At 40.7% G+C, this 21,258-nt stretch carries 18 protein-coding genes; 10 read left to right on the top strand and 8 right to left on the bottom strand.

The genetic code is table 11. From position 1 onward, the window contains the following. Positions 1-32: 32 nt before the first annotated feature. Positions 33-1,520 (top strand): sodium:solute symporter, encoded by a 1,488-nt coding sequence (locus ABTP35_RS11710; protein ID WP_375334205.1) that lies wholly within the window; start codon positions 33-35, stop codon positions 1,518-1,520. On the opposite strand, the gene ABTP35_RS11705 is transcribed toward ABTP35_RS11710, so the two are convergent. Then, positions 1,504-1,863 (bottom strand): CoA-binding protein, encoded by a 360-nt coding sequence (locus tag ABTP35_RS11705; protein ID WP_293296192.1) that lies wholly within the window; start codon positions 1,861-1,863, stop codon positions 1,504-1,506. The two genes, ABTP35_RS11710 and ABTP35_RS11705, sit on opposite strands and share 17 nt — an antisense overlap. Before the next feature lie 343 nt (positions 1,864-2,206). Here ABTP35_RS11705 and ABTP35_RS11700 point away from each other — a divergent pair, with 343 nt between their 5' ends. Beyond that, positions 2,207-4,657 (top strand): TonB-dependent receptor domain-containing protein, encoded by a 2,451-nt coding sequence (locus ABTP35_RS11700; RefSeq protein WP_293296194.1) that lies wholly within the window; start codon positions 2,207-2,209, stop codon positions 4,655-4,657. Positions 4,658-4,767: 110 nt separating this feature from the next. On the opposite strand, the gene ABTP35_RS11695 is transcribed toward ABTP35_RS11700, so the two are convergent. Then, positions 4,768-5,775, bottom strand: coding sequence for a beta-ketoacyl-ACP synthase III (locus tag ABTP35_RS11695; protein ID WP_293296196.1), 1,008 nt, complete (start codon positions 5,773-5,775; stop codon positions 4,768-4,770). Positions 5,776-5,924: 149 nt separating this feature from the next. On the opposite strand from ABTP35_RS11695, the gene ABTP35_RS11690 reads away from it, so the two are divergent. After that, positions 5,925-8,342, top strand: coding sequence for a prolyl oligopeptidase family serine peptidase (locus ABTP35_RS11690; RefSeq protein ID WP_252080199.1), 2,418 nt, complete (start codon positions 5,925-5,927; stop codon positions 8,340-8,342). 77 nt (positions 8,343-8,419) lie between these two features. On the opposite strand, the gene ABTP35_RS11685 is transcribed toward ABTP35_RS11690, so the two are convergent. After that, positions 8,420-9,730 (bottom strand): AarF/ABC1/UbiB kinase family protein, encoded by a 1,311-nt coding sequence (locus ABTP35_RS11685; RefSeq protein WP_293296199.1) that lies wholly within the window; start codon positions 9,728-9,730, stop codon positions 8,420-8,422. A gap of 5 nt (positions 9,731-9,735) precedes the next feature. Further along, entirely contained in the window at positions 9,736-10,392 is a 657-nt protein-coding gene (locus ABTP35_RS11680) for a TetR family transcriptional regulator C-terminal domain-containing protein (RefSeq protein WP_224837762.1), read from the bottom strand. Between the two features lie 331 nt (positions 10,393-10,723). On the opposite strand from ABTP35_RS11680, the gene htpG reads away from it, so the two are divergent. Genes htpG through ABTP35_RS11665 form a run of 3 tightly spaced genes read left to right on the top strand, consistent with a single transcriptional unit; the run spans position 10,724 to position 14,399 of the window. After that, on the top strand, positions 10,724-12,610 hold the full coding sequence (htpG, locus tag ABTP35_RS11675) for a molecular chaperone HtpG (protein ID WP_293296202.1): 1,887 nt from the start codon (positions 10,724-10,726) through the stop codon (positions 12,608-12,610). A 20-nt stretch (positions 12,611-12,630) separates the two neighbouring features. Beyond that, positions 12,631-14,037 carry a hypothetical protein gene (locus tag ABTP35_RS11670; RefSeq protein ID WP_293296204.1) on the top strand — a complete coding sequence of 469 codons (1,407 nt, stop codon included), beginning with the start codon at positions 12,631-12,633 and terminating at the stop codon, positions 14,035-14,037. A gap of 5 nt (positions 14,038-14,042) precedes the next feature. Continuing rightward, positions 14,043-14,399, top strand: a complete 357-nt coding sequence (locus tag ABTP35_RS11665; protein ID WP_252080209.1) for a MauE/DoxX family redox-associated membrane protein — start codon at positions 14,043-14,045, stop codon at positions 14,397-14,399. Here ABTP35_RS11665 and ABTP35_RS11660 read toward each other — a convergent pair. Next, a complete protein-coding gene (locus tag ABTP35_RS11660) occupies positions 14,396-14,806 on the bottom strand; it encodes a hypothetical protein (RefSeq protein ID WP_224837766.1) in 411 nt (136 codons plus the stop codon). The genes ABTP35_RS11665 and ABTP35_RS11660 overlap by 4 nt on opposite strands. Then, on the bottom strand, positions 14,799-15,377 hold the full coding sequence (locus tag ABTP35_RS11655) for an RNA polymerase sigma factor (RefSeq protein WP_293296207.1): 579 nt from the start codon (positions 15,375-15,377) through the stop codon (positions 14,799-14,801). The genes ABTP35_RS11660 and ABTP35_RS11655 overlap by 8 nt, the downstream gene beginning before the upstream one ends. Before the next feature lie 135 nt (positions 15,378-15,512). On the opposite strand from ABTP35_RS11655, the gene ABTP35_RS11650 reads away from it, so the two are divergent. Together ABTP35_RS11650 and ABTP35_RS11645 are read left to right on the top strand one after the other, a co-directional pair. Next, positions 15,513-15,866: a DUF6249 domain-containing protein gene (locus tag ABTP35_RS11650; RefSeq protein ID WP_293296209.1), complete on the top strand. Its 354-nt coding sequence runs from the start codon at positions 15,513-15,515 to the stop codon at positions 15,864-15,866. 67 nt (positions 15,867-15,933) lie between these two features. Continuing rightward, the gene (locus ABTP35_RS11645) at positions 15,934-16,566 is read left to right on the top strand and encodes an MOSC domain-containing protein (RefSeq protein ID WP_293296211.1); all 633 of its coding nucleotides are present in this window, start codon (positions 15,934-15,936) and stop codon (positions 16,564-16,566) included. A gap of 50 nt (positions 16,567-16,616) precedes the next feature. On the opposite strand, the gene ABTP35_RS11640 is transcribed toward ABTP35_RS11645, so the two are convergent. Then, complete coding sequence (locus ABTP35_RS11640) at positions 16,617-16,994, bottom strand: hypothetical protein (protein ID WP_224837770.1); 378 nt, start codon at positions 16,992-16,994, stop codon at positions 16,617-16,619. 210 nt (positions 16,995-17,204) lie between these two features. On the opposite strand from ABTP35_RS11640, the gene ABTP35_RS11635 reads away from it, so the two are divergent. After that, a complete protein-coding gene (locus tag ABTP35_RS11635) occupies positions 17,205-18,074 on the top strand; it encodes an AraC family transcriptional regulator (RefSeq protein ID WP_293296213.1) in 870 nt (289 codons plus the stop codon). Positions 18,075-18,081: 7 nt separating this feature from the next. Here ABTP35_RS11635 and ABTP35_RS11630 read toward each other — a convergent pair whose 3' ends face one another. Continuing rightward, positions 18,082-18,852: a S1/P1 nuclease gene (locus tag ABTP35_RS11630; protein ID WP_293296215.1), complete on the bottom strand. Its 771-nt coding sequence runs from the start codon at positions 18,850-18,852 to the stop codon at positions 18,082-18,084. Positions 18,853-19,000: 148 nt separating this feature from the next. On the opposite strand from ABTP35_RS11630, the gene ABTP35_RS11625 reads away from it, so the two are divergent. Beyond that, positions 19,001-21,199: a DUF5916 domain-containing protein gene (locus ABTP35_RS11625; RefSeq protein ID WP_293296217.1), complete on the top strand. Its 2,199-nt coding sequence runs from the start codon at positions 19,001-19,003 to the stop codon at positions 21,197-21,199. Positions 21,200-21,258: the final 59 nt, after the last annotated feature.

Below are 21,258 nucleotides of genomic sequence, written 5' to 3'. Positions count from 1 at the left end.
TACTTTCTTACTTTGCAAATCAAATTTCAACTATGTCAGCCACCCAAATTCTATTGTTGATAGGCGCGTATTTTTTGGTGCTTATCCTTATCTCTTACTTTACTGGTAAAAACGACTCCAACGCCGATTTTTTTAAGGCGGGCAAACAATCTCCTTGGTACGTGGTCGCCTTTGGAATGGTGGGCGCATCACTGTCCGGGGTTACGTTTATATCGGTTCCCGGTTGGGTCGGTGACAGCCAATTGACCTACATGCAAGTAGTTTTGGGATATCTGGTCGGCTATTTTGTGGTCGCTTATGTGCTTTTGCCACTGTACTACAAGCTGAACCTCACCTCTATTTATGAGTATCTTTTGGAGCGATTTGGCAAAGTTAGCCACAAAACCGGCGCATTTTTCTTTTTTATCTCGAGGGTTTTGGGCGCAGCTTTCAGATTGTACCTTGTGGCCATTGTTCTGCAACAATTCGTTTTTGATGACCTTGGGGTCCGTTTTGAATTTACGGTGGTAATTTCCATTTTACTGATTTGGATCTACACCAATAAAGGCGGCATAAAGACCATAGTTTGGACAGACACTCTGCAAACGCTTTTTATGATCTTGGCCGTAATCCTATCCATAATTATGATCAACCAAGAATTGGGATGGAGCTTTGGTGAGTTTTTAGCCACTGAAGAATTAAAAAATTATAATGATTTTTGGGTGACCGATAGTTTTCTCGATAGAAGTTATTTTATCAAATCTTTTGTTGGAGGTATGTTCGTTACCATTTGCATGACAGGCCTTGACCAAGATATGATGCAAAAGAACCTTACCTGCAAATCACTGAAAGATGCGCAAAAAAACATGGTATCCTTTAGTTTTGTTCTGGTCGGGGTTACATTTTTGTTTATGCTTTTGGGTGCATTGCTCTATATTTTTGCACAGCGAGAAGGTATCGGCATTCCATTGATGGATGGTTCGCCCAAAACAGATTTGCTCTTCCCGGAAATTGCTTTGAACGGTGGGCTCGGCCTGGCCTTGTCCGTTACTTTTATGTTGGGACTTATAGCAGCGGCATACAGTAGCGCGGACAGCGCCCTTACTTCCTTGACCACATCTTTCTGTGTGGACTTCTTAAATGTTCAGCAAATGGGGGATCAAGAGCAAAAAAAGATCAGAAAACGAACCCACATTGTAATGAGCCTGATGCTTATTTTGGTGATCATAGCCTTTAAATATATATTGAGCAGCAACGTAATAGATAGCCTGTTGACCGTTGCAGGGTATACTTACGGCCCTTTATTGGGACTTTTTGCATTCGGCATCTTCACCAAGCACAAGATCAAGGACAATTATGTATGGATCGTGGCCCTCGTGTCCGTTGTATCCATAGTTTGTATCGCCAATATTCCCGCCTCTTACCTAGGAGGATACCAAGTTGGCTACGAACTTTTGCCGCTAAATGGCTTGTTGACCTTTATTGGTTTATGGTTAATACGAAAAAAAGAACCGTTGCCCAACACTAGTACTGCCCAGTAGCAAGCAGCACCAAAGTACAGGCGACCTCCACCTCAACACCCTTATTTTGAAGGATTTGATAAAACTCAGGGTTCTCGGTCCCAGGATTAAAAATGACCCTTTTGGGGTTAAGGTCCAGTATATTTTTATAATATTCCTTTTGGTTATTTGGGTTAAGATATAAAGTTACCGTCTCAATATTTTGAAAATCACTCCAGTTATCCTTAACTTGCACCCCTGATACAGTTCCCCCACGTATCCCAAATGCGGTTGTTTCAATTTTGTTATCGACCAGCCTACGAATTGCTGTGTTACTGTATCTTCTCGGGTTTGTAGAAGCCCCTACAACAAGTGTTTTTTGCATTTGTTAATTTTTGTGTTAAACTTTAATGTAGACTGTAACTTTTAATAAAGATACTCGTCTATTTTTTATATCTTAAACTTCATTGGTAAGACTGTATTTTTATAGTTAATGGTTAGTGTTTAGTATAGCTTATCAATGTACAACCCCGGTAAATTTACCGGGGTTTCTTCTTTTAAGGACCTACCTAATGGTCTTACGAAGACCCAACTCCTTACAAGACCCAAGTTACCTCCATACTTGTTAAAGATTGTTAAAAATGATTTAACGTGTAACAAACCTCGGGCCTCGGCGTCTTAAGTATATCATCAATCAATCTAATCATCAATCAAAAAACGAACTACTCATGAAAAATGTGAGCTTTCTTTTTGCACTTTTTCTGTGCATGGCACTCCCTAAAACTTTATCTGCAAACGACCCTGGCAGCGCCTTGGGTTCCATTAATGGAACCGTTGTCGATGAACTATCCAAACAACCTGTCGCTTATGCGGCCGTGGTAATCAAATCCGAAGATGGCAGCCAGACCATAACCGGTAGCATCACCACCGAAAACGGAACTTTTGAAATAGATAAACTCCCCGATGGCACTTTCCTTTTCGAAGTTCAATTTATTGGATATAAAACCTATTCCCAAAAACTGGTAATTGCGAAAGGAAAACGAAACCTCAATATAGGCACTGTAACCCTTATTGAAGAAACCAAAGAGCTGGAAGGTGTGGAACTGGTGGCCGAACGGACCACCATAGAACAGCGCGTAGACCGAAAAGTTATTAATGTTGGTAAAGATCTGACCACTGCAGGTGCAACCGCTTCCGATATTATGAACAACATACCCTCTGTAAATGTGGATTCCCAAACTGGTGACATTAGCCTAAGGGGAAATTCCAATGTACGGGTAATGGTAGATGGCAAATTGTCCAACATACCAGTGGCGCAATTGCTAAGACAGATTCCCTCCACTGCCATTAAATCCATAGAATTGATCACCAATCCGTCCGCCAAATACAATCCTGAGGGCATGAGCGGTATCATTAATATTGTACTGCACAAAAATGCAAATATCGGTTTTAACGGTAATGTAAATTTAGGTCTTACCAAGGGTATCGAAGCCAAATTCAATAGCTCCATAGATATGAACTATCGCAACGGAAAATTCAATTTGTACGGAAACTACGGAAATAACATTGGCAAATGGGTAAACGATGGAAGCATTCTTCGTACCGAGGAAAACTCACTACAAGAGTTTGATTTTTTCAACAACAACAAATCACACCTTTACAAATTGGGAGTGGATTTTTACCTGAATGATAAAAACACCATATCCTTTTTCACCAACCAAAATATTTTTGAGGGCGAAGGAACCGGAAGTACGGAGGTATCCTATTTTAACGACCCATCTCGCAACGTGAACCAATTGTTCCTGGACGATTCCAATAACCGAAGTGAACAGTACAATTTTGATTACAAACTTGATTTTAACAAAGAGGGGCACAACATTGAACTGGAAATAGACCACAACCAGTTCGAAAGCGAACAAGATGCGGATTTTAGCTCAACCGGCGCATCTACCTATCCAAATTATATGGATTTTGTGGATACGGAGAGAACGCAGACTACGGCAAACTTGGATTACGTTAATCCTTTGGACAGCATTTCCAAGCTCGAACTTGGCCTCGAATCCAGAAACTTTGAGACCGAAGTGGACTACTCCTCTACCGGGCAATCGTTCAATAGCAATGGTAATTTGGTACCCACCCCCTCCACAAAGTTTATTTACGACATGGATATTTATTCCGCATATGCCACTTTTGGCCAATCTTATGAGCGTTGGTCCTATCAAGTGGGTGTTCGCCTAGAAGATGTTCAGGTAAAAGCGGATACCAATACGGTACGAGCCTTTACTGATAAGTACACGGAAATCTATCCCTCGGCATTTGTTACGTACAAGCCCAACGAAAAAGACCAGCTCCAAGTAAGCTATAGCAGAAGGGTAGATCGTCCAGGCCTACAACAAGTAAATCCGATCAGGGAATTTGCCACGCCCCTGATATCTTCCTTCGGAAATCCAAATTTGGTACCGCAGTTCACCAGTTCCTACGAAGCCAATTATACCAAAAGAATAAAGAACGGTAGTGTTACAGGCGGAGTCTTTTATCGAAGTATTACCGACGAAATCAACAGAGCCGTGTACATAGATCGCTTGGATTTGAACAAAACCATTCTGACTTTCGATAATTTTGATAAAACCTCGGCCTACGGAATTGAACTTTCCACCAATTATCGCCCCACTAAATGGTGGAATATAAATGGTAGTTTCGACCTTTTTTCGCAAACGCAAAGAGGAATAACAGAAACCTTGAACGCTACCGGGCCAACACCTAGCGAGGAGGACATCGTGGAACAACGGGTGGAGGTTGACAATACGGCATGGAACCTACGGATGAACAATAGCTTTACGGTAACAAAAAAGCTAACGCTACAAGCCTTTGGTTTCTACCGTGGAAGAAACAAAAGTATACAGTTCGATGCAGAACCCATGTACTTTGTGAACTTGGGAGCTCGCTACAGCTTTGCCGAGGGCAAAGGCACCCTTAGCTTTAATTACAACGACATTTTCAATACCATGCGGTTTGCTTTTGATGGAGATTTTCCATATGCCCAAGAAGGTGGTTTTAACTGGGAAAGCAATAATGTTTACGTTGGACTCTCCTATCGTTTTGGAAGTGGAAAGTATCGTGCCAAGCAACGTAAAAGAAGAGACGACAACACTAAGCAAGGTAGCGGTGGAATCCTATAAACATATTGATGCTCCATATTCGAGTGTTGGTTGGTTATCTATCTTGTGAGAGCATCAATAAAAACCCCGATCCTGGTGATCGGGGTTTTAACTTTTAGTTTAAAAAGGGGTTACCACCGAATTATGGCACTCCCCCACGTAAAACCACTGCCAAAAGCAGCCAACACCACTACATCTCCTTCTTGGATTTTTCCTTCCTCCCAAGCCTCTGTCAAGGCAATGGGAATGGATGCTGCGGTAGTATTTCCATATTTCATGATGTTGTTGAACACCTGATCATCTTTTAGACCAAATTTCTTTTGTATGAATTGTGAGATACGCAAATTGGCCTGATGCGGAATCAGCATATCGATATCCTCTGGTTTTAAATTATTTGTTTGTAATCCTTCCATGATCACTTCACTGAATCGAACCACGGCATTTTTAAACACAAACTGGCCGTTCATATAAGGAAAATATGAAGTATCCTCGGAATCGGCATCTTCGATAATATCGGTAACCCAACGTTTGCCCATGCCAGGGGCGATCAAGGAAAGCTCTTCGGCATGTTGACCTTCGGAATGTAAGTGGGTCGATAAGATACCTTTGGAGGTATCCTCTTCCCGGGTAAGCACGGCAGCACCGGCACCATCTCCAAAAATTACGGACACTCCCCTGCCCCTTGTGGTCATATCCAACCCATGCGAATGCAGTTCGGAACCAATTACAAGTACATTTTTGTACATGCCACTTTTAATATATTGGTCTGCCACGGAGATTCCGTAAACAAAACCCGAACATTGGTTGCGTACATCCAAAGCGCCCACTGTTTTTAGTCCCAGGTCTCGTTGAACCAACACCCCAGGTCCAGGAAAATAATAATCAGGACTCAATGTGGCAAATACAATAAAATCAATATCGTTCTTGTCTATACCGGCACGCTCAATCGCCTTTTCGGCTGCTTTGACCCCCATAGAAGTAGTGGTATCGGTACCTTTGACCACGTGGCGTCTTTCCTTTATCCCGGTACGCTCTTGAATCCATTCATCATTCGTGTCCATTACTTTGGACAGATCATCGTTGGTGACCACATTTTCAGGGACGTAAAAACCTAGTCCAGCAATCTTGGAATTGTACATGTATACTGTTTTGAATAAAAAGATAGTTAGAATTTGAAAATTAGCAAATATACATGCCAAATTTTCAAGAAGTCGGCAAAATAAAACTTTTTAAAAGTTGTACTTTTAAAAATCGCTAAAAATTCACTCATAAAACTTAAAACAAGATAATGAAAAATTACGTTTGGTTATTCTTGGCTGCTTTCGCCATAAGTTTGGCCCAAGCTCAGGAAAAACTCACTTATCAGAAACCGTCAGAAGAAATTTTAGAACTTGTAAACGCCCCATTGGCTCCCAGTGTACTCATCTCGGACAATGGCAAGTATATGGTATTGCTCTACAGGGATTATTACAAAACAATTGCAGAATTATCGGAAACCGAACTAAGACTTGCGGGTCTACGGATCAATCCTAAGACCAATATCGGAAGCCGCACCAATTATTATAATAATATCTTGGTAAAAGAAATTGGTGATAAAGATGGCGTGCAGGTAACCGGTCTGTCGGAAAATCCGCGATTGGCCAATTTTAATTGGTCTCCAGATCAATCTAAAATAGCATTTACAAACACTACCCCAGAAGGAGTGGAGGTTATGGTACTGGATTTAAAATCGGCCTCTGCCAAATCGATAACGGATACCAACGTGAATGCCAATATGCGGGATATCATCAATTGGTTCAAGGATGGAGAGTCCATTTTGGTAAAAATGTTGCCCTCCGACAGAAAACCATTGATCAATGTGGACGAAGCCGTTCCGGAAGGACCAACCATTTCCACCAATGATGGAAAAAAGGCACAGAACAGAACCTATCAAGACCTTTTAAAAAACCCGAACGACGAGTTCAATTTTGAACAATTGGCCCGTTCAGAACTTTATAAAGTGAACATGGACGGCAGTAAGACCAAGTGGAAAGATGCCAATTTATATACAAGCATCAGTTTTTCGCCCGATGGGGAATATGTGATGACGGTAACCTTGGACAAGCCCTTCTCCTATTTAGTGCCCTATTATAGATTTCCGAACACGACCACTGTTTATACGAACGATGGCGGTATGGTTAAAACTTTGTTGCAAGTTCCACTTATAGAAGATCTCCCCAAAGGTTTTATGGCAACCAGAACCGGCATGCGAAACATAAGATGGAGAAACGACAAACCGGCAACCATTACCTATGTAGAAGCCTTGGATGGCGGTGATCCTGAAAACGAAGTACCCTTCCGCGATGAAGTCTTTGAACTCGAAGCACCATTTAATGGTGAGGGCAGGTCCATTTTAAAAACCAAAAACAGGTTTAGCTACATACAATGGGGCAATGACAATTTGGCGATCGCTCACGACCGTTGGTGGAACAACAGAAACACAAAAACCTATGTTTTTGACCCCTCCAACCCAGAAAAAGGAGCTCAAATTATTGAAGATAGAAACTATCAAGATGTATATAGCGACCCCGGAAGTTTTGTTACCAAAAGAAACGAAAACGGCAGTTGGGTACTGTCCTTGGATAAAAACAACAATGCCTTTCTGATCGGAGATGGGTATACCGAAGAGGGCCAGTTCCCCTTTGTAGAAAAAATGGATTTAAAAACCCTTAAAAAAACCAGACTGTACACCTCAAAGCTAGAAGGCAAACTTGAGAACTTGATTGAGTATGACCCTAAAAAAGACCAACTTTTAGTGCGTATTGAATCTGCCAGCGAGTACCCTAATTACTATTACAAAAGTTTGATAAAAAGAAAAGGGCCCGTGCAGTTGACAGATTTTGATAATCCGTACAAAAGCATTCAAAACGTACACAAAGAGGTAATAACCTATAAGAGAGATGACGGATTGGAACTTTCCGGAACCCTATACCTTCCTGTTGGATACGACATGGAGAAAAAAGAAAAAATGCCAATGATCTTATGGGCATATCCAAGGGAATACAAGGACAAGAACAGTGCTTCGCAAAATACCTCGAACCCCAACGAGTTTACATACCCATTTTGGGGATCACCCATTTATTGGGTAACCAAAGGTTACGTTGTATTGGATGGAGCGGCCTTTCCCATTATCGGTGAGGGTGACGAACAGCCCAACGACAGTTTTAGAAGCCAACTAGTGGCCAACGCCAAAGCGGCCATTGATGCGGTAGATAATTTGGGGTACATTGATCGCGAACGTATTGCAGTGGGCGGGCACAGTTACGGAGCCTTTATGGTGGCCAACTTACTATCCCATTCGGACCTATTTGCTGCAGGTATCGCCCGAAGCGGCGCCTACAATAGAACTTTGACACCGTTTGGTTTTCAAAGTGAGGAAAGAAACTATTGGGAAGCCCCTGAGGTCTATTACACCATGTCTCCATTTATGCATGCAGAAAAAATGAAAACCCCTTTACTGTTGATCCACGGGCAGGCGGACAATAATTCCGGTACATACCCTATGCAAAGTGAGCGCTATTTCAACGCTCTTAAAGGTTTGGGCGCCACCGTTAGATTGGTTATGTTGCCAAAAGAGAGTCACGGATACCGGGGCAAGGAAAGTATTTTGCACATGCTTTGGGAACAAGACCAATGGTTGGAAAAATATGTGAAGCAAAAAAAGTAATCTATTACGTATTTAGGCATAAAAAAAATCCCGTTCCAAAAAAATTGAAACGGGATTTTTCTTTCCTAACCAAGAAATCAACCCAAGAACTCTCTGTAAGCATTTACCTCAACCTTGGCTTTTAGGTCGTGCAAGAGGTTATAAAGGCCAAAAAATGTACGGTTGATGTACAAAAAGTGTTTGGAACCTCTGTTTCCGTTCATTTTGCGAATCTGTTCGTCTTTAGAATAACGCTCGCTCAAGTTAGCAATTTTGGTCCAGAAATCTTCATCACCAAAATCAAAGGTTTCCTTATGGAAAGGTGATGTAAAAATCGTCAACATTTCTTTGAACAAGGCCGTAAAAAACCGGAGCTCCTCTTCCGAATCGGTAGGCGTCAGGATTTCGAGCTCATAGAGTTTCTCCATAAAAACCTCATCGTTATTTATATTTTCCGGTTTGGCCAATTCGAAATAAGGCACATAAAATTCATCCGGGATTTGTTTAATGCAACCAAAGTCGATAGCGATCAATTTACCTTCATCACTCACCAAAAAATTTCCCGGATGGGGATCGGCGTGTACCCGCTTTAATTTGTGAATCTGGAACATATAAAAATCCCATAGTGCCTGACCCAAAGTATTGCCCAGTTCGGCATTGAAATCCTTTTGGGTAAACTCTCCCAAATGCACGCCCTCCATCCAATCCATGGTCAAGATACGTTCACTGGAAAGATTTCGGTAGTACTTTGGAAACTGCATATTCGGGATTACGGCACATTCGGAAGTAATTTCACGACTTTGCTCGAGTTCCAATATATAATCGGTTTCTTCCTTTAGTTTATGCTCTACTTCTTTAAAATATTTTTCAGAATCCTTTCCCTTTAAGTTGAACATTTTAATGGCCACCGGTTTTACCAATGCCAAATCGCTGCTGATACTTTCGGCCACGCCCGGGTATTGGATCTTAACGGCCAACTGTTTTCCATCTTTTTTGGCACGGTGTACCTGACCAATGCTTGCTGCGTTTACGGAATCCTTTTCAAATTCGTCAAAAATCTGTTCCGGATATTTATCCAAATATTTTTTGAATGTCTTTCGCACCAAAGGAGCGGACAAAGGTGGTACGGAAAATTGTGACAGGGAAAACTTTTCCACATAGGCCCTTGGCAATAGGTTTTTTTCCATGCTCAACATTTGCGCCACTTTTAGCGCACTCCCCTTTAAGCTTTTTAGGCCATCGTAAATATCTTCGGCATTATCTTGGTTCAAAGTATCCCGTGAGGTTTGGGGATCCACCAGTTTTTTGCCGTAATACTTTACGTAGTTGCCCCCTATTTTTACGCCCGTTTTTACGAGTTTCCCGGCACGTTCTATTTTCCCGGTCGGGATGGTATCGATTGTTTTCATAGGCGTTACACAAATTTTTCTTTATATAGAAACTTTCCTAGATCTACGATTTTTTCCAGTGATGTATTCTCGAAAATCTGAAAAATAGTGGTCACCGACTTTTCAATGGCAATATCTGTTTTCTCCAGTCCGGGAGAACCATCTTCCGCCCAAAATTTTAAAATGAACAAAAATTGCAGCCAAGCACCCTCCGAAAACAATGGCGCATTAAATTTTAAGATTTTTAGATTTTTCTCCTCATTTCTTTCTTCGATCAAAGTAGATGCAAAATCCTTAAAACGTTTACGAAGTCCCTTTAACTGACTTAATCCCTCCATGGAATGCTTGTGCTCCTTCATCATAAAGAGAACATAACTCCTATTAAGTGTCAAATTCTCGAAAAAGGTGTAGAAGAAAGTAAGCATCTTTTCCTCGTTCGTCATCCCCGGATATTCTTTATTTTTTTGGATTAACTCAAAACTATTGTCGAAAAACTTGTTCCATATGGTTTTTTGCAGGGTATCCAAAGAACCAAAAAAGCCATAGAACTCATCCTCCTTAATTTTGTTCTCCTTACAGAATTTATAAACCGAGCCAGGTATTTTTTCCTGCTCCAATACGGACTCCATGAACAAGCCGATTATCTTATCCTCGGTTATTTTGGATTTTGATGTATTTGCCATTTTGGTATGTTTTTAAAAGGTTCTGTATAAAATGTTATTGGCAGGTGATAAAATTGAATTTTTAAAGAAAATGCACTTCCGAGCGAAAGTGCATTTTCACAACCTAACCAATAAATAAACAAACTTGTTATAGTAGTGCTTTTTCATAGCAATTTTCCCATAACAATGTAAAGATACATTTTTTGTTTAATGTTTTTTATAATTAAATAAACAAAATTTTGTTAAAAATGATATCAGGTCATTTTTTTCGTCCAAATGTCAGTTTGTCATATTTATGATTCTGGTATTTTTTTTGACCAGTCAGCAATAAAAAGACTAAAACAACAAAACGATGGCAACAGGTAAAATCAATGTTTCAGTAGAGAACATTTTTCCCTTGATCAAAAAATTCCTATACAGTGATCACGAGATTTTCTTAAGGGAACTTATTTCCAACGCTACGGATGCGACCTTAAAACTAAAGCACCTCACATCCATTGGAGAGGCCAAGGTGGAATACGGCAACCCTATGATCGAGGTAAAAGTCGACAAGGACAACAAACGAATCCATATTATAGACCAAGGTATCGGGATGACGGAGGATGAAGTGAAAAAGTACATTAACGAGGTAGCTTTTTCCGGTGCAGAAGAGTTTTTGGACAAGTATAAAGATGCGGGCAAGGATGCCGGGATCATTGGGCACTTTGGCCTTGGATTTTACTCCGCTTTTATGGTTGCGGAAAAAGTGGAAATCCTGACCAAGAGCCATAAGGATGAGCCGGCGGTGCATTGGAGCTGCGACGGCTCTCCCGAATTCTCCCTTGAACCTAGCGACAAAACAGAGCGAGGAACAGAGATCATACTGCATATCGCCGAAGATTCCACCGAATTTTTGGAAGATGCCAGAATAAGGGAGCTTTTGGTAAAGTATAATAAGTTTATGCCCATTCCGATCAAATTCGGAACAAAAACCGAGACGCTTCCCAAACCTGAAGATGCAAAAGAAGAAGATCCAGCTCCAACCCAAGAGGTGGACAACATCATCAACAATCCAAATCCGGCCTGGACCAAGCAACCTTCTGATTTAAAGGACGAGGATTACAAAAACTTTTACAGGGAGCTATACCCGATGCAGTTCGAGGAACCTTTGTTCCACATCCACCTCAACGTGGATTATCCGTTCAACTTAACAGGTATTTTATATTTCCCAAAGTTGACCAACGACCTCAGTATCCAAAAGGATAAAATCCAACTGTACCAGAACCAAGTGTTCGTAACGGATAACGTAGAAGGTATTGTTCCCGAGTTTCTGACCATGTTGAAAGGTGTCATCGACTCCCCGGATATTCCATTGAACGTGTCTAGGTCCTACTTACAGGCGGATGGTGCGGTTAAAAAGATATCCTCTTACATCACCAGAAAAGTTGCGGATAAATTAAGCTCGCTCTTTAAGAATAATCGAGAGGACTTCGAGCAAAAATGGAACGACATTAAAGTAGTGATAGAATACGGTATGCTTTCGGAAGACAAGTTTTTTGAGAAAGCGGACAAATTTGCGCTCTATCCAACCATTGATGGGGATTACCATACTTTTGAAGAGCTGGAAGCCAAAATCAAGGACAACCAGACCGACAAGGACGATAAATTGGTGGTACTCTACACTTCCGATAAAGAAGCGCAGCACAGTTATATAGAAGCCGCCAAGGCAAAAGGTTACGAAGTGCTCCTACTGGATTCGCCCATTGTCCCCCATTTGATGCAGAAATTGGAGACCTCCAAAGAGAATCTATCCTTTGTGCGAGTGGATTCGGATCATATAGACAACCTCATCAAAAAAGAAGATACGACCATATCCAAATTGTCCGATGAGGAAAAAGACAGTCTAAAGGCTGATTTGGAAAAAGTAATTTCCGATAAGGGCTATACAATTCAATTGGAGGCCATGGAAAGCAGTGCTTCACCTTTTATTATTACCGAGCCAGAATTTATGCGCCGAATGAAGGAGATGCAGCAGACCGGGGGCGGAGGAATGTTCGGTATGGGCAACATGCCGGATATGTACAACCTGATCGTAAACACCAACCACGAATTGGTGGGTGAAATACTGAATACCAAAACAGCAAAAAAGCGGGAAAGATTGATCAATCAGTCCCTGGACTTGGCAAAATTGTCCAAAGGACTCTTAAAGGGAGAGGAACTTACCAAGTTTATTTCCCGTAGCTACGATATGATCAAATAGACATAAAAATCTTATTGATCGTGAAAACCGCTCTAAATGAGCGGTTTTTGTATTTTATGACTATCTTGAGAGGGCAAACCAATTACACCGTGGGCAACAACGATTACAACAGTCCAACTTTTAGAAAACTATTGGATTCCCTTCAACAACAGAGTTGGGAATTGGAACTCATCATTTCTGGTTTTGCCATTTTTGGGCTCTTTACCGCCTACGAACCGCTTCGTATAGAAATGATTAATGCACAAAACGAAGACCAGATCTACCGTTTCGTGGTTTACTTTATCCTTAACATTGCCTGTTCCATTCTGCTGTTCAACCTATTGCTCCACGTTGTTTTAAGAGGTTTATGGATCGGGGCGCTCGGTCTTCGTTATGTTTCCGGAGATATTGAGTTCGAGCGGCTCCGCTATTCCGAACGCTTTACCAAATATTTAAAAAAGCGCATAATTTCTTTTGATCGCTACATCGCCAATCTGGAAAATTACTGCAGTGTATTGTTCGCCATTTCGTTTCTGTTGATTTTTTATGTGCTCGCCATGACCATGATCATCCTGTCGATCATATTGGTGGCCAACTATATTCTCGAGAGCGATGTTTTGCCCGAAGCCGCCGCCAGTATAATAGGGGGTATATTGATTTTGTTCATCATTTTTGGAATGTTCCTGACCTTTATCGACTTTATTACACAAGGTTGGTTAAAAAAAAAGAAATGGGTCTCTCGTATATATTTCCCCATATATTGGGTTTTTAGTTTTCTCACCCTTTCGTTTCTTTATCGGCCATTGGTCTATAATTTTTTGGATAACCGCTTTGGAAAAAAACTGACCTTGCTCCTGACCCCCATCTATATTGCCATTTTGATGCTGACCAGTTTGGAATACCGTCAATCCAACTATCTGGACAAAGAACAGCGATCGTCCAGCATGTTTGCCAAAAAAGATAATTATTGGGACATGATGACAGAGGAAGGAGATTTCCCCGGACGCATGGTGATTCCTTCAAAAGTAATTTCCCAACCCTATCTCCAAGTTTTTGTTCCTTTTTCCGAAAATTTGGAAAATCGTGTATTTGCCTTCAACGATTCTTTGACTCCCAAAGAAGACCGCAGAGGACTTTCCAGTAGTATAAAAGTCAATTCAAACTGGAGCGACGAGATCACGAGCCTCCGTCAAAAGGACAGTATTCGCAAAAAATATTTAAAAACCTTTAACGAGATGTATTCCTTCCGAATCGACACCCTTGATATGGACGAGGATTTTATAATAACTACTGCAATGAACGATATTCTGGGTTTTGAAACCTACCTCAAAATCTCTCAACTGAAAGAAGGGAAACATCTTATTCGTTTGAGGCGAAAACGGAAGGAAAAAGATTCTATTGTAACGGTATCGGATGCTATCTTACCGTTTTGGTACTTTAAAAACTAAATGTTATGATTCCTTGGCACCTCTATGCAATGGCCGGAATGTATGTTTTTGCAGGCGCAATGCATTTTATAAAACCCAAAATCTATATGCGGATAATGCCCATGTATTTGCCAAAACATAAGCTTTTGGTATACTTGAGCGGGTTGGTGGAAATTTTATTGGGCATTGGCGTTTGTTTTGATGCCACCCGAAAACTGAGTTCCTTTGGTATTATTTTAATGTTGGGCGTTTTTCTATCCGTACACTTTTATATGCTCTCGGGCGAAAAAGCATCGGCGGGCATTCCAAAATGGATATTGATCCTTAGGATACCGCTACAGTTCTTTTTGATGTACTGGGCGTATTTTTATGCGTATCTCTAATAACTATTACCGCCCAAATGTTTTTTTAGCCAAGGTACCTGAGCAAAGAACAATAATCCTAGGAACAAAAATGCATACACCATGGTTTTGGGAAAAGAATAACCGCTCATCCATTGCCAGTCCATATGGAACCAAGCATCCATATTGATGTTTTTGAACCAGCCTTGGCCACCGCTCGGTCCTAATTGTGTGCCTAAATAAGCCAAAAGTGCAACAAATGCAATAAACCCGAAGGATAAAACTCTTCCGGATAAAATCGGTTGGTACTTAAAAACCTCTTTTGGGGATTCCGCCTCTATTTGCCGCAGTACATTTTTGGTAAAATCCGCAGAAGGCGATTCGATTGGTGCCTCTGCCATGAATTTATCCATTAAAGCTTCCAGTTTTTTATTTTCTTCCTTATCCATTGCTCTGCAAAATTTCTTTGTTCATACTTTTTTCCATGATCGCAGCCAGTCTTTTCCGGGCCCTGAACAACCTTACTTTTAGTGTATTTGAGGGAAGATTTGTAGTTTTTTCCATTTCTTGTAGATTCTTCTCCTCAAGATAGAACAAAGTAAGGACTCCAGCATCTTCCGAGGATAGCTGTAACAGGCATTGATCTATAATTCTGTTTTTTTCCTCCCTTATCATACTATCTAGGGCCGTATCGATTTCTGCATAGGCAATTTGATCCAATTGTTCTAAATCGTCGTGCAGTCTTGCCTTTTTATTTTGTTTTATCTTATCCAGGCATGAGTTATATGCAATCCTATACACCCATGTGGAAAGTTTAGACCCCCCCTTAAAATTGGGCAAAGATCGGTACACCTTAATAAATACGTCTTGCGAAACCTCTTCGGCCTCCTCCCTATTGGTCAACATTCTTATGCACAATGTAAACACCAAATCCTTATAACTATCCACAAAATCCGAGAATGCACGGGAATTTCCCATGCAAATTTTCGAGATCAGTTCTTTTTCCTTGTTGGTCAGCATTGCTCATTGGACGATTAAACCATTGTTAAGGTTACACAGAAAATAAAATTTATAAAAAAATGTAACCTTACTCAGAAAACCGTCGTCATAGGTTATGAACAAACAAATTATGAATAATCATTAAAACGAATAGTTATGGGATCTGAAGTAATCATATTACCAATCATTTTTGGAGTAATTTTTGCCATTGCCTACCTCTTTTTTTCAACTAGGAACAAAGAACGCTTGGCCTTAATCGAAAAAGGTGCCGACGCCAGTATTTTTATGAAAGGAAGACGGGAAGGCGCCGCTCCTTTCTGGAAAATCATCATTCTAAACCTTTCTTTATTATTAATGGGTATCGGGGTTGCCATTTTTGTTGCCTCCGTTCTTCACTATAATTTAGGGGTGGAGGATGAGGTCGCTTATCCGGGAACCATATTCCTTTTGGCGGGCGTTGGCCTTATGGTAGGTTTTAACATGACCAAAAAATTGGAAAAGAAGGACTAAAACCATCTCTTTTAAAAAGAGGTAAAAGACCACCGCCACAAGCGGTGGTTTTTTATAACTTGCCATTATGAAAATAATATCCACCAATCTCGGAAACCCTACCAAAATAGTTTGGAACGGCAAAGAAACCACCACTGGCATTTACAAATTTCCCGTGGACCAACCCATTTTATTGGAGAGCACAGATGTAAAGGGCGATTCGGTGGTAGACCGAAAGCACCATGGTGGCATCTACAAGGCTGCCTACCTTTTTTCTGCTGACCGTTACGCATACTGGAAGGAGAAATATCCCGATTTAGAATGGAATTGGGGTATGTTCGGGGAAAATTTGACCATTCAAGGTTTGGATGAATCCCAAATTAGAATCGGAAGCATATACCGGCTCGGTACTGCATTGGTTCAAATTACACAACCTAGGGAGCCCTGTTATAAACTAGGCATACGTTTTAAGGACCAGAACATGATCAAACAATTTATAGATCACGGTTTTCCTGGGACCTATGTGCGTGTTCTGGAGAGTGGAACTGTAAAAACAGGTGATTCCATGGAGTTGTCAAAGGCATCCGAAACTCCATTGACCGTGCAGGAATTTTATAAACTTCTATATGCCAAAACCAAGGATAGCCATGTATTGCGATTAGCCTTACAGAATGAAGCTATCCCAAAGAGCAAGAGGGAAAAACTAAAAAAGTGGACATAAAAAAAGGGGGCCTCCCGACCCCCCATGCACATAAAAATTAACTAAACAAACTATCTTACTTCCATAGTTTCCTTGTAGGTTCCAAATTTGTCCACTACAACTATGGTATATTCACCTTCGAATGCTTGCTCGAAGTTGAAAGCTTTTTCCACTACTACTTTTCCGTCGATAGCCTCGTCAAAGACCAATCTATTCTTGCTATCGTATACTTTAAGAAGTACTTTACCCTGAGATATGTTCAAAAGGTTCATCATTACCTTTTGACCTTTTTTGATGAATACTGGGTCCAAGTTGACTTTTACCAAGTTTTTCTCTACCTCGTATCTTTTTACTACTTTTTTACCGAAATCGGCTGTTGCTGTGTTGGCCATCCCGATTGCACTGATCAACAAGGCCGTTGCTACTATTAGGTTCTTTACTGTTTTCATAACACATCGCTTTTTTAAGATTACAGTACAAATGTATGTCGGATTGGAACAGTGGAATACCACCATTTTTTCCACTTTCTATGCTATATTAACATGGCAACACACTTAACATAGCATTAATGATAAAATAGCATAACTTTGCGTTAACATTATAGATATTTGCACTTTACACACAAGTTATTGTTTGTAGAAAAAAGAAAATAGTTGAGTATGATTCAGAAACCGGCATTTGAAGCTATAGCACCAAGTTTTGGCCATTCGTTTACCTTTCAAAAGTTTAACGAAAACCACGAGAACAAGAACTTAGGTTGGCACTACCATCCAGAATTGGAGTTGGTATATGTAAACGGAGGCTCGGGCAAAAGACAAATTGGGAGCCATGTATCCTATTATAGGAACGGGGACCTCATCTTAATAGGGTCCAATTTACCACATTGTGGCTTTACGGACAGACTTACGGGCAATAAAAGTGAGACTTTGGTCCAAATGAAAGCCGACTTTTTGGGAAGTGATTTCTTTAATATTCCCGAGATGAAGAATATCCAAAAGTTGTTCGAAGTTGCCAAAGGCGGAATTGCCTTTTCCGGTAAAACCAAAATGAAGGTTGGCGAAAAAATGGAAATCTTGGAGTATCAGACAGATTTTCAGCGATTATTGTCCATCCTTAATATATTGAACATCTTGGCCACGTCCAACGAAATGAACGTGCTGAACGCAGAAGGTTTCTCCCTGGAAACCGAAGTAAAGGACAACGATCGTATCAATGTTGTTTTTAATTATGTGAAGACCAATTTCAAAGAGGACGTAAAACTTGAGCAAATTGCAGATATGGTAAGCATGACGGTCCCTTCTTTTTGCAGGTACTTTAAAAAAATAACCAATAAGACATTTACTCAGTTCGTGAACGAATATAGATTGGTACATGCATCCAAGCTATTGGCAGAACAGCCCATGAGCATAACCCAAGTTTGTTACGAAAGTGGTTTCAACAACTTTTCACATTTCAATAAATCGTTCAAAGCATTTACCGGACAGAATCCTTCGGAATACCGAAACCAGTTAAAAACGGTCCTGCACTAGTAAAAAACTACCCAAAAATATCGTTCAGTACCTTGGCGAGCCTAAGCCCCCCCTTCTGTAGCTGTGCGAATAAAAGATCATTATGGTCGTAGGAATAACGATAGCCCAGTTTCTCACCAATTTCAACGGAATCATATAAATCCGCACATAGTTCGTGCGATTCGTCCACCCAATCGTACACAGTTCCCAACTGGATCTCCTTTCGCTTTTTTCTACTGACGTTTTGTAGTTCCATGGCAAGCTCGGTATACGTCATACCATAAGATTCTATCAAGTTTTTGTCCCAAACCCGATGTAGATTGCTTCCTTGTCCAAACCATTGGACCTGTATGGTATTTCCCCCTTTGTCCTCGGCCCTGCTCACATGCATGGGCTGATGCAGGTCGCCGATTAAATGAATCAGCATTTTTAAATGAAAAATACGATCTTTCCTTGAGCCATTTTTATCCTTTATAGCGGATTTACATGTCTCTATTGCTGTAATAATATCGCCATACTCGCTTTTATCGGAATCCGCATAGGACATCCCCAATGGGTAGTTGACATAGTGCCATGCCGAGTATTTGGAATAGGCCCGGTCAGCCTTTATATCATCAGCAAATGTAGATACAAAGGCCAAGCTATGTCCATCCAACAGATCGCTTATGGCCCGCTTGGCTTTTCCGGACAAATGGTTTTCTGCAATTTCACCGGTTACCCTGTGTCCCGTTTTGCCCCAAAAGGCGTTACCAAAAACAATTACAGGAAAAAATAAGAATAGGAATAAGGTTTTTTTCATTTTTTAACGTCCCTTAATTAGAAAAAGGCTTAGAAAATTCTTGCCACTAATTTTCGCAATGATTTACCAAACAGCAACATATTTTAAAATTTTAGTAAATTTTTAACTATGTATCTGTTAAATTTGAAACACCAACTAAACTCGACCAATGTTAAAAAAATGTATTGTACTTGCTGCAATTCTTCTGCCTTTCGCCTTACTTTCTCAAACAGACCATAAAAGTTTTACCGTAAAATATGTCGACGACATAGTCAAAGTAGATGGTATCTTAGATGAAAGTGTTTGGGAGATTGCAGAAAATGCAGACGATTTCCATCAATATTTTCCATCCGACACCACCCTCGCCTTCCAGCAGACCCAGATTAAAATGGTCTACAACAACACTACACTATTTATTGGTATTAAATTATATACAGAGGGCGACAATTATGTGATACCCTCACTACAAAGAGATTACAGGGCAGGAGGAAATGACAACATTAGTTTAATGTTCGATACTTTTAACGACGGTACCAACGCATTCCTGTTTGGAATGAATCCTTATGGAGTCCGAAGAGAAGCTTTAATATCCAACGGCGGGTCTGGTCCAAATGGGTTCACCACCTCTTGGGACGTAAAATGGCAAGGCGAAGCCAAATTGTACGATGGCTACTACATCTGCGAACTTGCCATTCCATTAACTTCCTTTAAATTTAAACAGGGTGAGACCAAATGGCGGTTCAACAGCTACCGCTTTGATATGCAGACCAACGAAACCAGTACCTGGATGAAAATTCCACAAAACCAACTTGTGTACAGTTTGGCTTTTATGGGAGATATGGTGTTTGAAAAACCATTGGGAAAATCCAGGACTCCAATGGCATTGATACCTTATGCCAATGGGATAATTGCCAAAGACTACGAAAACAATGAAGATCTAAGCAGAATGGGCTTTGGTGGAGATGCAAAAATCTCCATAGGAAACGGCATGAATCTCGATGTAACCCTAAACCCGGATTTCTCCAATGTGGAAGTCGATAATTTTGTTACCAACTTAACCCGATTTGAGGTTTCTTTACCAGAGAGAAGACAATTTTTTATAGATAACAGTGACCTTTTTGGTTCCTTCGGGAACGAAAGGGATTCCAATCCATTTTTCTCCAGAAGAATTGGAATTGCAGAGGACAAAGATGGTGAAACCATAGAAAATGGGATTATAGGCGGGGTTAGATTAAGTGGGAAGTTGAACAACAACTGGAGGTTGGGCCTACTCAATATCCAAACGGAAGAAGACGAGATCAACGAGATACCCAGTAACAACAACACCGTACTCGCGCTGCAAAAGAAAATGTTTTCAAGATCCAATTTAAGCTTCCTTTTTGTTAACCGACAAACTTTTGGTGATTACGACTTTGTGGACCCCATGGACAGGTACAACCGTGTGGTGGGACTGGACTACAACCTTGCATCAAAAAACAATATATGGACAGGCAAGTTTTTTTACCATAAGGCCTTTGCCCACGATATTGGGGACCGTAACGACTCAGGCGGCATGGACCTCCAATACAACTCCAGATACTTCAACTTTGGGTTACGCGGAAATTTTGTCGGGAATGATTTTAGGTCGGACCTCGGCTTTATCCGAAGAGAGGACATTGTTGCTGCAAGGCCTTTTGTGGAATTTAATTTTTGGCCCAGTAAAGGAAAGGTGAATACCCATGGTTTCCGGTTTAGCCCCAACTTTATATGGAGACCTACCTTGGACTACCAAAATACAGATTATACTATTTTTACCCAGTGGCAAGCAGAGTTTACCTCACAAGAAAAATTGGCCTTTCGTTTGTTCAATCGGTACACTTACCTCACCGACACCTTTGATCCGACCGGCACCGATGGCGGAGTAGAACTTTTAGGGGACAATGGATACCATTATACCAGTTTTGAAGTATCTTTTGAAAGTGACCGTAGAAAAGTCTTTTCATACAATCTTGAACCCGGATACGGCGAATTTTACAATGGAACGCGATATGTCTTCGAAGGGGACATGAGCCTGAGGCTTCAGCCGACGGTATTCCTTTCTTTAGGGGTTATATATAACAGTATAAAATTGCCAGAACCTTATGAGAGCGAGGACATCTTATTGTTAAGTCCAAGAATAAACATTACGTTCAACAAATCCATTTTTTGGTCCACTTTGATCCAATATGGAAACCAATTGGATAATCTTGGATTCAATTCGAGGCTACAATGGAGATTTGCACCGCTTTCCGACCTGTTTCTGGTCTATAACGACAATTACTTTGTAAACTCGTTTATGCCCCGAAGCCGGTCCATTAATCTTAAGTTGACCTATTGGCTCAACATTTAATCAGTTTAAATAATTATTTATTTCTGGCTCCAATGTTTAAATTGCATCGTACAGTTTTT

The organism is Flagellimonas alginilytica, assembly GCF_042134605.1.
Lineage (GTDB): Bacteria > Bacteroidota > Bacteroidia > Flavobacteriales > Flavobacteriaceae > Flagellimonas > Flagellimonas alginolytica.
The sequence above is the reverse complement of the archived record's forward strand: the minus strand, read 5'-3'. Positions and strand labels throughout refer to the sequence as shown.

What these genes read in the sequence shown, in the direction of transcription:
- ABTP35_RS11705 (WP_293296192.1), bottom strand. Translation starts at nt 1,863, where the DNA reads ATGCAAAAAACACTTGTTGTAGGGGCTTCTACAAACCCGAGAAGATAC.
- htpG (WP_293296202.1), top strand. Translation starts at nt 10,724, where the DNA reads ATGGCAACAGGTAAAATCAATGTTTCAGTAGAGAACATTTTTCCCTTG.
- ABTP35_RS11655 (WP_293296207.1), bottom strand. Translation starts at nt 15,377, where the DNA reads ATGCTGACCAACAAGGAAAAAGAACTGATCTCGAAAATTTGCATGGGA.
- ABTP35_RS11625 (WP_293296217.1), top strand. Translation starts at nt 19,001, where the DNA reads ATGTTAAAAAAATGTATTGTACTTGCTGCAATTCTTCTGCCTTTCGCC.
- ABTP35_RS11660 (WP_224837766.1), bottom strand. Translation starts at nt 14,806, where the DNA reads ATGGATAAGGAAGAAAATAAAAAACTGGAAGCTTTAATGGATAAATTC.
- ABTP35_RS11710 (WP_375334205.1), top strand. Translation starts at nt 33, where the DNA reads ATGTCAGCCACCCAAATTCTATTGTTGATAGGCGCGTATTTTTTGGTG.
- ABTP35_RS11665 (WP_252080209.1), top strand. Translation starts at nt 14,043, where the DNA reads ATGATTCCTTGGCACCTCTATGCAATGGCCGGAATGTATGTTTTTGCA.
- ABTP35_RS11700 (WP_293296194.1), top strand. Translation starts at nt 2,207, where the DNA reads ATGAAAAATGTGAGCTTTCTTTTTGCACTTTTTCTGTGCATGGCACTC.
- ABTP35_RS11685 (WP_293296199.1), bottom strand. Translation starts at nt 9,730, where the DNA reads ATGAAAACAATCGATACCATCCCGACCGGGAAAATAGAACGTGCCGGG.
- ABTP35_RS11630 (WP_293296215.1), bottom strand. Translation starts at nt 18,852, where the DNA reads ATGAAAAAAACCTTATTCCTATTCTTATTTTTTCCTGTAATTGTTTTT.
- ABTP35_RS11645 (WP_293296211.1), top strand. Translation starts at nt 15,934, where the DNA reads ATGAAAATAATATCCACCAATCTCGGAAACCCTACCAAAATAGTTTGG.
- ABTP35_RS11690 (WP_252080199.1), top strand. Translation starts at nt 5,925, where the DNA reads ATGAAAAATTACGTTTGGTTATTCTTGGCTGCTTTCGCCATAAGTTTG.
- ABTP35_RS11650 (WP_293296209.1), top strand. Translation starts at nt 15,513, where the DNA reads ATGGGATCTGAAGTAATCATATTACCAATCATTTTTGGAGTAATTTTT.
- ABTP35_RS11695 (WP_293296196.1), bottom strand. Translation starts at nt 5,775, where the DNA reads ATGTACAATTCCAAGATTGCTGGACTAGGTTTTTACGTCCCTGAAAAT.
- ABTP35_RS11635 (WP_293296213.1), top strand. Translation starts at nt 17,205, where the DNA reads ATGATTCAGAAACCGGCATTTGAAGCTATAGCACCAAGTTTTGGCCAT.
- ABTP35_RS11680 (WP_224837762.1), bottom strand. Translation starts at nt 10,392, where the DNA reads ATGGCAAATACATCAAAATCCAAAATAACCGAGGATAAGATAATCGGC.
- ABTP35_RS11640 (WP_224837770.1), bottom strand. Translation starts at nt 16,994, where the DNA reads ATGAAAACAGTAAAGAACCTAATAGTAGCAACGGCCTTGTTGATCAGT.